Consider the following 11,442-nt stretch of genomic DNA (forward strand, 5'->3'; position numbering starts at 1 on the left):
GTCAAGTGGCGTAACATCATGTGTTACGGATTTAAAATTGCTTACGTGGGGGTAATGATGAGATATGACGCAAGACTGTCACGCATGCTGCATGTGCTGATTCACATGAGCAAACGCGGTGGCAGGACGACGTCCGACACGATTGCCTTGATGCTCAAGACCAATCCGGTCGTCGTGCGACGTACGATGGGTTCGCTCAAGCACGCCGGCCTGGTGAAATCGGATGGCGGTGCCGGAGGCGGCTGGTCGCTGCAGCGTGACATTGGCAGCATCACGATCCTGGATGTCTATCAGGCGCTGGGTTCGCCGCAGGCAATCGCGATCGCGGCCGCGGTCGATCACCCGGTCTGTCCGGTCGAGCATGCCGTGGTCGGCGAACTCGGTGCGCTGTTCGGGGCGACAGAAGCGTTCATGCTCGAGCGCATGCGCGGTATGACGCTTGCCGCGATCGCTGACCAGATCGTCCTGCCCGCATGATGCATGACGGGCGCGGCGCTTTTGCCAGCCAATCCCGCCCCGTTCGACACCGTTGCATGCCATTGCGACAAGATAATTTTTAGATAGCTATAATCAATCGGTCGGCGGCTTCGTCCCATTGAAAGAGCTCCATGCGCTTCAGATCCATTCAACTCTCCCTGCGGTTCATCGTTCCCCTGGCCCTTGTGCTGGCCCTGTTCGGGTACTTTGCCATTCCGTGGATGGAAAATCTCACCCAGCGCTGGTTCGTGCGTGACCTGGACACGCGCTCGCGCCTGGTGTCGAGCACGCTGCAACAGCCGTTGCTGACCTATCTCGAAGATGGTTCCGGCGAACGCATCAACGACGCGTTCGAGCGCGCCATACAGGACGAGCGCCTGTACGCGCTGGCCCTGTGCTCGACCGACGGCATCCTGTTGTACAAGACCTCGACCTATCCGGCCACGCTCGGTTGCCGCGACGGGCAGATCAGCAACGAGGAAGATGGCTCGACGTCCAATCCGGTCGTGCGCCTGGCAGAAGGTCCGGTCCACGTTTCCACGCGCGAGCTGATGCAGAACGGTGCCTCTGCCGGCCGCCTGGTGCTGGTGCAGGACATGAGCTTCATCGAGCGCCGCAGCGCCGATACCAAGAAATACGTCCTCGGTCTGTTCGTGCTGATGGCCGGTGCGATTTCCATGATCACCGTGATCATCGCCCACCTGAGCTGGCATGGCTGGGTGGCCGGCATGCGTGAAATGCTGCGCGGTGAACTGTTGCCGCGCTCGCCACGTGCCGGTGCGACCGAGCTCGTGCCGGCCGAAGGCGACATGGCGCCGCTGGCCAGCGAGTTCCGCGCCATGCTCAACGATTACCAGCGCGAGCTGGCCGCCAGCCCGGTCGAGTCAACGACCTGGAGTCCCGAAACGCTCAAGCAGCTGCTGAACCAGGACCTGGCTGGCGACCAGATCCTCGTGGTCTCGAACCGCGAGCCCTACATCCACGTGGCCACACCCAATGGCGTGAAAGTCCAGCGTCCGGCCAGCGGCCTGGTCACGGCGGTGGAAGCCGTAATGCGCGCCTGCTCAGGCACCTGGATCGCGCACGGCGCCGGTTCGGCCGACCGCGAGACAGTCGACGCCAACGACCACGTGCCGGTCCCGCCGGACAACCCGAGCTATACGCTGCGCCGCGTCTGGCTGTCGAAGGAAGAAGAGCAGGGCTATTACTACGGTTTTGCCAACGAAGGCCTGTGGCCGCTGTGCCATATCGCCCACGTGCGCCCCGTGTTCCGCTCGACCGACTGGGCCGAATATGTGCGCGTGAACCAACGCTTTGCCGACGCCGTCATCGCCGAAGCGCGCTCCGACAACCCGGTCGTGCTGGTGCAGGATTATCACTTCGCGCTGCTGCCGCGCATGGTGCGTGCGGTGCTGCCAAAGGCAACCATCATCACGTTCTGGCACATCCCATGGCCGAATCCGGAGTCGTTCGGCATCTGCCCATGGCGCGAAGAAATCCTCGATGGCATGTTGGGCAGCACGATCCTTGGCTTCCATACACCGTTCCACCGCAAGAATTTCCTCGACACGGTCGACCGCTACCTGGAAACCCGCATCGAGGACGAAGCCTCGACCGTCAGCTACGGCAACCAGCTGACGCAGGTCAAGCCGTACCCGATTTCCATCGCATGGCCTGACGAGATCCCGGGCGAACCCGATATCGCCGCCTGCCGCGCCGAGATCCGCGAGGCGCTGTCGCTGCCGGCCGACCAGTTGCTGGGCATCGGCGTCGACCGCCTCGACTACACCAAGGGCATCGTCGAGCGCTTCGAGGCCGTCGAGCGCATGTTCGAGCTGTATCCCGAAATGATCGGCAAGTTCACGTTCGTGCAGATCGCCGCGCCCACCCGCTCGTCGCTGGATGAATACCAGAACCTGGAAACGCGCGTGCGCGGCCTGGCCCAGCGGATCAATGACCGCTACGCCAGCGGCACCTACCTGCCGATCGTGCTGAAGACCGAGCACCACGAACAGCGCCAGTTGCGCACGTACTTCCGTGCATCCGACGTCTGCAGCGTGACCAGCCTGCACGACGGCATGAACCTGGTGGCCAAGGAATTCATCGCTGCCCGCGACGACGAAGGCGGCGCGCTGATCCTGAGCCAGTTCACCGGCGCGGCGCGCGAGCTGCATGAAGCGCTGATCGTCAATCCGTACCACATCGAAGAGGGCGCCGAAGCGCTGTACCAGGCGCTGCGCATGCCGCGCGACGAACAGCGCGAACGGATGCGCAGCATGCGCCGCCGGGTGCGCGATTTCAACGTGTATCGCTGGGCCGGTCGCATGCTGCAGGATGCGGCGCGCCTGCGCCAGCGCGAGCGCGTCAAGTCGCGCATCGTCTCGCTCAGCCAGGACCGCGTGCGCAGGGGGGAAGCATGACCACTGCCACTGACAACCTGCAGGCCGCACTCGACCTGCTGGCCGCGCCCGATTGCGCGCTGTTTCTCGACTTCGACGGGACGCTGGTCGACATCGCGCCGCTGCCCGACCAGGTGATCGTCACCGACGTGCTGCACGCCGCGCTGCCGCTGCTGCAGGCGCGCCTGAACGGGCGGCTGGCCCTCGTGTCCGGCCGGCCCATCAACGAGCTCGACAAACTGCTGGCACCGCTGACGTTCCCTGCGGCCGGCGTGCACGGCATGGAGCGGCGCGGCGTCGACGGCGTCGTGCGCCGCCTGGCGCCGCCCGACTTCGACCTGGTGCGTCAGGCCGCGCAGGGACTGGCGGCGCGCCATCCCGACCTGTGGGTCGAAGAAAAGCACGGCGCGCTGGCGCTGCACTTCCGCCAGGCGCCCGAGTTGCAGGCGCTGTGCACCGACGCGATGCGCGTGGCGGTGGACGCCAGCCCGGGTCTCTTGCTGATGGAAGGCAAGATGATCGTCGAGGTCAAGTCGAACGCCGTCAGCAAGGGCACGGCGATCCGCGACTTCCTGGCCGACGCGCCGTTCGCCGGTTACCGGCCCCTGTTCATCGGCGACGACACGACCGATGAAGCAGGTTTTGCACAAGTACAAAGTATTGGCGGGATCGGCCTGAAGGTCGGCCCGGGCCCCACTGTGGCCCAGTGCCGCATCGCGTCGGCGGAACAATTGCGCATCGTACTGTCGCAAGCGGCCGCCGCGCCAACCATTGGAAAGGACATACCCCATGAATGATGATTCCCACGAGTCGACCATGAGCACCGCACTACCGAACCCCCTCGAAGCACGGGGCACCATCGACCCCACCGGTTCGCTCGATTGCGGCGTGATCGGTAACTGCGCGTTCAGCGCCCTGGTCGACCGCATGGGCCGGATGGTCTGGTGCTGCCTGCCGCGCTTTGACGGCGACCCGGTCTTCAACGCCTTGCTCGATCCGAGCGAGAAGGGCAGCCTGTGGAGCGTCGAGCTGGAAGACTTCGCCCGCAGCGAGCAGGTGTATGAACCGAACACGGCGGTGCTGCGCACGCGCCTGTTCGACAGCGGCGGCAACGGCATCGAGATCACCGACTTCGCGCCGCGCTTCCTGAGCCGCGACCGCATGTTCCGCCCGCTGATGCTGGTACGCCGCGTGCGTCCGCTGGGCAGTGGCGTGCGCGTTCGCGTGATCATGCGACCGCGCTTCGAGTACGGCGCCAAGGCGCCCGAGATCACGCAGGGCAGCCACCACATCCGCTACGTCGGTCCCGACCAGACGCTGCGCCTGAACACGGACGCGTCGCTCAATTACGTCATGTCGGAGTCGTTCTTCCTGCTCGACCGGCCGCTGAACTTCATGCTGGGGCCGGACGAAACGCTGGCCGACGGCATCAAGGACACCGCGCACCGCTTCGAGCTCGAGACGATTTCGTACTGGCGCACCTGGTCGCGCCGCCTGGCGCTGCCGCTCGAGTGGCAGGACGTCGTCATACGCGCCGCGATCACGCTGAAACTGTCGCTGTACGAAGACACCGGCGCGATCATCGCCGCGATGACGACCAGCATCCCGGAAGCGCCGGGGAGCGAGCGTAACTGGGATTACCGCTACTGCTGGCTGCGCGACGCGTTCTTCGTGATCCGGGCGCTGAACAGCCTGTCGGAAGTCGGCACGATGGAAGACTATCTGCGCTGGCTGAGCAATGTCGTGGCGCGCGCCAAGGGCGGGCATATCCAGCCGCTGTACGGCATCGGGCTGGAAGAAGAGCTGCCCGAATCGATCATCGAGCACTTGCCCGGCTACCGCAACAACGGGCCGGTGCGCGTGGGTAACCAGGCGCAGGAGCACTTCCAGCACGACGTGTACGGCAATATCGTGCTCGGCGCGGCGCAGGCCTTCTTTGATCACCGCCTGTTCCGCCGTGCCGGGCATGCCGAGTTCGTGCAACTCGAAGCCGTGGGTGAACAGGCGTTCCGCCTGTACGACGAGCCGGATGCCGGCATGTGGGAACTGCGCACGCGCGCCCGCGTGCACACCTCGTCGGTGCTGATGAACTGGGCAGCCTGCGACCGCCTGGCCAAGATCGCCGAAGAACTGAACCTGCCCGAGCGCGCCACGTTCTGGGGCGAGCGCGCGGAAATCATCCGCAATCGTCTGTTGACCGAGGCGTGGAGCGAAGAGCGCCAGGCGTTTGCCGAAAGCCTGGGCGGACGCGACCTCGACGCCAGCGTGCTGTTGATGGCCGAGATCAACTTCATCGACCCGATGGATCCGCGCTTTGTCGCCACTGTCGACGCGCTGGAAAAATCGCTGTGCGACGGCCCGTACATGCGCCGTTATGAAGCGCCGGACGACTTTGGCAAGCCCGAAACCGCCTTCAATATCTGCACGTTCTGGCGCATCGATGCGCTGGCGCGGATCGGCCGCGAGGACGAAGCACGCGTCGTGTTCGAAGCCATGCTGGCGGCGCGCAATCACCTGGGCCTGCTGTCGGAAGACACGCATCCTGTCACGGGTGAAATGTGGGGCAATTTCCCGCAGACGTATTCGATGGTTGGCCTGATCAATTGCGCGATGCGCCTGTCCAAGCCGTGGAACAGCGTGGTTTAACTTTTTGATGGTCATGGCCGGGTCATAATCGGCCTTCACACTCTGTCGCATCACGTTGCGATGGAGTGTGCATGAAGCAGAAATCTTCGCCTGACCGGATGGCAGCGTTGGCGCAGGCCGGAAAGCGGCCCTCGTGAAAGAGGGCGAACTCCAGCGCAGCATGGCCGGCAAGACCATCGTTCTGCTCAGTGTCCCCGCCGGTGCCGGCCACACCCGGATTGCCGAGGCCATCCGCGCCTGCGCCGCGGCCGACCATCCCGATGCCACCGTCATCCACCTTGATGCGATGGCCTTCGCCACACCGCTGCTGCGCAAGGTCTACACCGGTTTCTATCTTCGCCTGATCGCCCGCGCGCCGGGCTTGTGGCGTTACATCTACCGCTGGACCGATGCGGCCCGCCCGGATGGCCTGCTCAGTCGTGTGCGGCGCCGGATCGAACGGCGTGCGTGCCGCGCCCTGACCGATGAAATCGCCGCTCTGCAACCCGACGCCATCATCTGCACCCATTTCCAGCCGGCCGAAGTGCTGTCGCAGCAGATCGCCGCCGGAAAACTCACGTGCCCGCTCTGGGTGCAGGTGACCGACTTCGACCTGCACCGCATGTGGCTGCAGCCCCACGTCACCGGTTATTTCGCCGCCAACGACGAGGTGGCGTTTCGCATGCACGGGCAGGGTGTTGCTGCCCATGCCATCTACGTCGCCGGCATTCCCACGATGCCGGCGTTTTCCGTGACCCACGACCGCGCCGAATGCGCGCGCGCACTGGGCCTGGATCCGGCGCTGCCGACCTTCCTGCTGATGGGCGGCGGCGCCGGTCTGGGCGGCTTGCACCGCGTGGCGCAGCAGCTGCTGGCGATTCCCGGCAATTTCCAGTTGATCGTCCTGGCTGGCAAGAATGCCGCCGAACTGGCCGCGCTGCAGCGGCTGGCCGTGCGCTTCCCGGGCCGGCTGGCGCCGCAGGGCTACACCGACCGCGTCGAGCGCCTGATGGCGTGCGCCGACCTGGTGATCACCAAGCCGGGCGGCGCGACCACGGCCGAATGCCTGGCGATGGGCGTGCCGATGATCGTCAACGCGCCAATCCCGGGGCAAGAGGAACACAATGCCAATTATCTGCTCGAGCATGGCGCCGCGCTCAAGGCGGTGGATCTGCCGACGCTCGACTACCGCATCCGCTACCTGATGGCGCACCCGGAAAAACTGGCCGGGATGGCCGCGTGCGCACGCTCCCTTGGCCGCCCGCAGGCTGCGCGTCATGTCGTCGAAACCGTCCTGGTGCAAGCCGCCCGCCAACAGGATGCCGCCCATGTTTGAATTAGCCGATGGCGCCAGGCTCGTGGCGACCGTGTGCGCCGTGCTGGCGCTGGCGTATCTGTTCGCGCGCGTGGAAGTGGAGATTGAAGGCGAGGCGGGCTGGGCGGCGAATCTGCCGACCTGGCGCATCGAGGAGCATCTGCTGCTCGACATCTTCTGGGGCGGTCGAGCGCTGACCGGCTACCACCTGTGGATGTTTTCGTTCATCGGGCTGGTGTTTCACTTCCCGCTGTTTGTCATGGGCCAGTGGTCGTGGCAGCTCGAGGCCACGGTGATGGCGTCGATCATGCTGTTCTGGATCGTCGAGGATTACCTGTGGTTTGTCATCAACCCGGCCTTCGGCTGGCGCCGCTTCAAGCAGGTGCATGTGGCGTGGCACAAGCGCTGGGCGCTGGGCGCACCGATCGATTATTGGCTGTTCGGCGCCGTCAGCATGCTGCTGTTCTGGTACGGCGCCTGAACCAGGTCCAGCGCATGGCGCACGCGCCCGCATAACTCGCCCGACGTGCGAGAAATCAGCTCCGGCGGAATGTCGAACTTGTTCGTCAGGCGATCGTAGTCTTCAAAGCCGTACGAGACCATGAACGGGTGCATGCCGGTATGGGCGGCGGCCGTGAAATCCTTGTGCTCGTCGCCGCAGATATAGCCGCGCGCCGGATTGATGCCGAAGCGCTCGCGCACCGCCCGGAACGACGCCGTCTTCTTGTCCTTGAGTGGAATATGGTCCAGAAAATCCAGTGCGCCGATATCGATATCGTGGCGCAGGAACAGCTGGCGCAGCGTTTCCAGGGGCTCGATCGTGATATTGCGCGTGACGATGCCCACCGTGATGCCGGGCGCGGCGATCAGTTCGCGGATCAGGTCGGGGATGCCGTCGTACAGCCGGGCTTCCTGCCGGTAGATGTCAGTCAGCGTGTCGACCAGTTTGGCGCGGCTGTTCTTGCGCAGGTTTTTCTTGATGATCGACGGGAATTGCTTCAGGCCGCCCACGTACTTGAGCAGGTGGTGCCGTTTCTGGAACGCCGTTTCGGCGCCGAGCACGCAGCCGTGCTGCCCGAAGGCCATGGCGATCGCGGAAAAAGCATCGATGGTGGTGCCATCCGCGTCGAGAATGAGAAGCCGTTTATCACTGTTGTACATGTGCAGCGCTCCCGATGCCGTTGACCGGACCGGCTTGCCAACCTTGCCGGTGCTCACTGTACGTCATCATCGGGCGCTGTCATGACAGGGGTATGACAAACGGCGTGTGGCCGGGCGCCGAATCGGTACACTGGTATTCTCCGGACTTTGTCGAGGCAAGCATGCGTTCCATGGATTTCAGCTCGTGGCAAGGGGCGATGACGACCATCATCGGCCTTGCCATCATTACCCTGCTTGGCGTGGGGATTCGCCTCATCATCATGCAGACGATCCAGCAGCGCCGCGAGCGCATGAACCGCCAGATCAACGAGCGTCTCAAGACGCTGATCGCAGCCTACCGCACGCTGGGCGGCTCGTTCACCGGCCAGCTGACGGTCGACCCGACCCATTTGCGCGACCTGCACGAGCGCACCCGGGCCGGGGAGGGCGACATTGCCGTGGCCGCAGAAACCTTCAGCTCCGAACGGTCGCGCCGCATGCGCGATGCCGTCGAGGCCGCGCTGGCGGACATCCTGCTGCTGGGCACCGAAGAGCATTGCCGGCTGGCGGGGCAGGCTGCGGCCGACATGGCCGCCGGCCGGCCGATTCACACGGCAGACCTGGTGATCAGCCTGCGCGGCTTCATCCGCAGCGCGCTGGACCTGGGGCCGATGCCGGCCGACGTGCTGATCCCGCTGCAGGGGCCGACGCGCACCCAGGGCGGCGCAGCGCGTGGCAAGGGGGAGGCTGGCGGTAACCGGGGTGGTGGCAATGGCGGGGGCAATGCCGATGGCGGCGGCGGCGGTGGTGGCATGGCCATCGGGCTGGCGTCGGGACCGGGACGCAGGGACGCCGATCAGGCCGGCTGATGCGCCCCTGATCCGGCAAGCGCTGCGAGCGCCTTGGCGGCGTACATCGCCTTGTCCGCATGCGACAGGAGTTCGTCGCGCGTGCCGCCATGCTCGGGATAATGCGCGACACCGACACTGACGGACATCTGCAGCCGGTGCCCGTCGCCCAGTTCGACCGGCGGCGCCAGTGCCAGGTGAATCTTGTCCAGCACCGGCTCCGCATCGGCCGGCAGGGTAACGTTTTCCAGCAGGACGACGAATTCATCGCCGCCCAGGCGCGCCAGCGTATCGCTATTGCGCAGGCAGCCGGAGACCCGGCGGGCAAGCTCCTGCAACAACTGGTCGCCGCAGGCGTGACCAAAACGGTCATTGACCTGCTTGAACCGGTTGAGGTCGATGAACAGCAGCGACAGGCGTTCCTGCTGGCGCCGGGCATGCGCGAGCGCGGTGTCGAGCCGGTCGTTGAACAGGCGCCGGTTCGGCAGGCGGGTCAGCTCGTCGTGCAGGGCCATGAACTGCAGTTGCGCATGCAGTTGCCGGCGTCCGACAGCAGCGGCGAGCTGATCGGCCACGAACACCAGCAGGTCCCGGTCCTGCGTCCGGTACGGCATGTCATCCGGGCCATTGCGCAGCGCGATGACGCCGACGACGCCATCGGACGTCGTCATTGGCACGGCCAGCGCGCTGCCTGCCATGGTCGCCGCCGCTGCGCGCAAGGGCGCCGGCAGGCTGTCCTGTGCGCCCGGCGGCGGCGGCAGCAGTAGTGGCGCAGCGCGCTGCGCTACTGCCTCGCACAGCAGCAGCATCAACGTGGCATCGCACGGGGCGCCGTCGTCCACGAGGTAGTCGAAGTGCATGTCGTGGCCGGCCTTGCCGCACATCGCCACCCCGAAACAGGAGGCAGGCAAGAGCTCGTGGACAATGGCGTGGCTGCGCTCGAACAGGCCTGCCAGATCGTCGCTTGCGTGGGCCGCCTCCGAAATCGCGTACAGCACCGACTGCATCGCCTGCGCCTGCTTGAGGACGGTCACGTCGCGCGCGACGGCCACGCGCAGCTGGTCGGCCTCGGACCAGCGCGCCGACCACATGATATGCACGATGCTGCCGTCCTTGCGCAGGTAGCGGTTCTCAAAGTTGGTGTGGACCTTGCCATTCATGACGTCCTGCGCCGCAGCGAGCGTGCGGTCGCGGTCGACGGGTGCGACCAGGTCGATCACCCGCATGCCGATCATTTCCTGAGGTGTATAGCCGAAGATGTTGACGCCGGCCGCGCTGACGTACACGAACCGCCCGCCGGCGTCGACCATGCAGACGGCGTCGAGCAGCAGGTCCGTGAAGTTGGCGATCGGGGCGCGGACAGTGTATTCCATGAACATATTCTAAATGACATTCGCTCTCAGAATCCGGTGTACGGGTCCGGGCGTGGCGTCATGCGCACGGGGTGCCCGTTCAGGCAATCACGAAGCACATCCGTAGGAAGATTCCGGTTTTAAGAAACCTGCGTTTTTGATAATAATTTACTCGGATAACTAGCGCAAAATAAAGTTCGCTCAGGAGATTTAGCGGCTTCAAAACAGCACCATCAACAGGGTCGTCAGGCGCAGCCAGCCTGCGCGTTATCGGGGCAGCGCCGTTCTGCTGCGCAGGTCAAGAAGGAGTCAGGCATGTCCAAAACAAGCAAGGCCACGAACAATCTGCATCACGTGCAGAACCAGTGGGGCGGTACCTCCGCGCAGTGGCATGAAGGCGGCATGTGGATCATCGGCGCACGGCCCGGTCAGCACGTGGTGGCGCTCGATCTCACTTCCAGCGACAACGGCAAGACGCTCACCGGACAAATGAAATACGCAGGCGAAGGCGCCATCGGTTTTCGCGCCACGCTCACCCAGAGCAACACCTACACTGTCGAAAACCAGTGGGGCGGTTCGTCGGCCCCGTGGCATCCGGGCGGGACGTGGGTGATCGGCTGCCGCCCTGGCCAGAGCGTGGTCGCCATCCATGTTGAATCGGGCGACAATGGCGCCACGCTGAAGGGGACGATGACCTACAGCGACGAAGGCCCGATCGGCTTTCAGAGCCAGACGAGCGACGGCGCCGTGTACGCTGTCGAAAACCAGTGGGGTGGCGCGTTCGCGCCGTGGCACCAGGGCGGCATCTCCGTGCTCGGCTGCCGCGACCAGGCGGTGCTCGCGGTCGACCTGACCTCGAACGATGGCGGCAAGACCCTGACCGGCACGATGACGTATGCGGGCGAAGGCCCGATCCGCGTGCGCGCCACGGCGGTCGCCGGCAACAACTACCAGGTCGAAAACCAGTGGGGCGACACGTCGTCCGCATGGCATCCGGGCGGTGTCTGGCTGATCGGCTGCCGCGCCGGCCAGCCCAGCGTGGCGCTGAATGTCACGTCCGGCAACCAGGGGAATGACCTGCACGGTGGCATGACCTACAACGGCGAAGGCGCAATCGGCTACCGCGGTACGGAACTGCCGATGTAATTAACGCAGCACCGGCCATGCGCCCGCAAGCGGCATGGCCCCCAATCACAACCGGGGTCACAATCACAACCGGGGTCAAATCACAACCGGGGTCAGGTCTGACATTCGGACACAAGCTCAACCACACAATCGGGGTCAGG

10 protein-coding genes are annotated in these 11,442 nt (G+C 65.0%); 8 read left to right on the plus strand and 2 right to left on the minus strand.

Annotated features, from left to right (window positions below; all coding sequences use genetic code 11):
- Positions 1-105 precede the first annotated feature (105 nt).
- From AC56LN_RS19825 to AC56LN_RS19850, 6 genes are all read left to right on the plus strand, one after another.
- On the plus strand, positions 106-477 hold the full coding sequence (locus AC56LN_RS19825) for an Rrf2 family transcriptional regulator (protein WP_499574341.1): 372 nt from the start codon (positions 106-108) through the stop codon (positions 475-477).
- A gap of 131 nt (positions 478-608) precedes the next feature.
- A complete protein-coding gene (locus AC56LN_RS19830; RefSeq protein ID WP_499574342.1) occupies positions 609-2,897 on the plus strand; it encodes an alpha,alpha-trehalose-phosphate synthase (UDP-forming) in 2,289 nt (762 codons plus the stop codon).
- Positions 2,894-3,673 carry a trehalose-phosphatase gene (gene otsB / locus AC56LN_RS19835; protein ID WP_499574343.1) on the plus strand — a complete coding sequence of 260 codons (780 nt, stop codon included), beginning with the start codon at positions 2,894-2,896 and terminating at the stop codon, positions 3,671-3,673. The genes AC56LN_RS19830 and otsB overlap by 4 nt, the downstream gene beginning before the upstream one ends.
- Before the next feature lie 19 nt (positions 3,674-3,692).
- Positions 3,693-5,522, plus strand: a complete 1,830-nt coding sequence (locus AC56LN_RS19840; RefSeq protein ID WP_499574402.1) for a glycoside hydrolase family 15 protein — start codon at positions 3,693-3,695, stop codon at positions 5,520-5,522.
- A 160-nt stretch (positions 5,523-5,682) separates the two neighbouring features.
- The gene (locus tag AC56LN_RS19845) at positions 5,683-6,837 is read left to right on the plus strand and encodes an MGDG synthase family glycosyltransferase (RefSeq protein ID WP_499574403.1); all 1,155 of its coding nucleotides are present in this window, start codon (positions 5,683-5,685) and stop codon (positions 6,835-6,837) included.
- Entirely contained in the window at positions 6,830-7,297 is a 468-nt protein-coding gene (locus AC56LN_RS19850; protein WP_499574344.1) for a hypothetical protein, read from the plus strand. The genes AC56LN_RS19845 and AC56LN_RS19850 overlap by 8 nt, the downstream gene beginning before the upstream one ends.
- Here the strand turns inward: AC56LN_RS19850 and AC56LN_RS19855 are convergent.
- Entirely contained in the window at positions 7,246-7,977 is a 732-nt protein-coding gene (locus tag AC56LN_RS19855; RefSeq protein WP_499574345.1) for an HAD family hydrolase, read from the minus strand. The genes AC56LN_RS19850 and AC56LN_RS19855 overlap by 52 nt on opposite strands.
- Before the next feature lie 161 nt (positions 7,978-8,138).
- Here AC56LN_RS19855 and AC56LN_RS19860 point away from each other — a divergent pair, with 161 nt between their 5' ends.
- Positions 8,139-8,825 carry a hypothetical protein gene (locus AC56LN_RS19860; RefSeq protein WP_499574346.1) on the plus strand — a complete coding sequence of 229 codons (687 nt, stop codon included), beginning with the start codon at positions 8,139-8,141 and terminating at the stop codon, positions 8,823-8,825.
- Here the strand turns inward: AC56LN_RS19860 and AC56LN_RS19865 are convergent.
- Entirely contained in the window at positions 8,813-10,177 is a 1,365-nt protein-coding gene (locus tag AC56LN_RS19865; protein WP_499574347.1) for a diguanylate cyclase domain-containing protein, read from the minus strand. The two genes, AC56LN_RS19860 and AC56LN_RS19865, sit on opposite strands and share 13 nt — an antisense overlap.
- Before the next feature lie 294 nt (positions 10,178-10,471).
- Between AC56LN_RS19865 and AC56LN_RS19870 the strand changes: the two genes are divergently transcribed.
- Positions 10,472-11,302: a lectin OAA family protein gene (locus AC56LN_RS19870; RefSeq protein WP_499574348.1), complete on the plus strand. Its 831-nt coding sequence runs from the start codon at positions 10,472-10,474 to the stop codon at positions 11,300-11,302.
- Positions 11,303-11,442 lie beyond the last annotated feature (140 nt).

The organism is Telluria sp. ZT3P26, assembly GCF_059686035.1.

Bases quoted from the DNA above. Each gene is read 5' to 3' on its own strand.
- AC56LN_RS19825 (WP_499574341.1), top strand. From the start codon at position 106: ATGAGCAAACGCGGTGGCAGGACGACGTCCGACACGATTGCCTTGATG.
- AC56LN_RS19830 (WP_499574342.1), top strand. From the start codon at position 609: ATGCGCTTCAGATCCATTCAACTCTCCCTGCGGTTCATCGTTCCCCTG.
- otsB (WP_499574343.1), top strand. From the start codon at position 2,894: ATGACCACTGCCACTGACAACCTGCAGGCCGCACTCGACCTGCTGGCC.
- AC56LN_RS19840 (WP_499574402.1), top strand. From the start codon at position 3,693: ATGAGCACCGCACTACCGAACCCCCTCGAAGCACGGGGCACCATCGAC.
- AC56LN_RS19845 (WP_499574403.1), top strand. From the start codon at position 5,683: ATGGCCGGCAAGACCATCGTTCTGCTCAGTGTCCCCGCCGGTGCCGGC.
- AC56LN_RS19850 (WP_499574344.1), top strand. From the start codon at position 6,830: ATGTTTGAATTAGCCGATGGCGCCAGGCTCGTGGCGACCGTGTGCGCC.
- AC56LN_RS19855 (WP_499574345.1), bottom strand. From the start codon at position 7,977: ATGTACAACAGTGATAAACGGCTTCTCATTCTCGACGCGGATGGCACC.
- AC56LN_RS19860 (WP_499574346.1), top strand. From the start codon at position 8,139: ATGCGTTCCATGGATTTCAGCTCGTGGCAAGGGGCGATGACGACCATC.
- AC56LN_RS19865 (WP_499574347.1), bottom strand. From the start codon at position 10,177: ATGGAATACACTGTCCGCGCCCCGATCGCCAACTTCACGGACCTGCTG.
- AC56LN_RS19870 (WP_499574348.1), top strand. From the start codon at position 10,472: ATGTCCAAAACAAGCAAGGCCACGAACAATCTGCATCACGTGCAGAAC.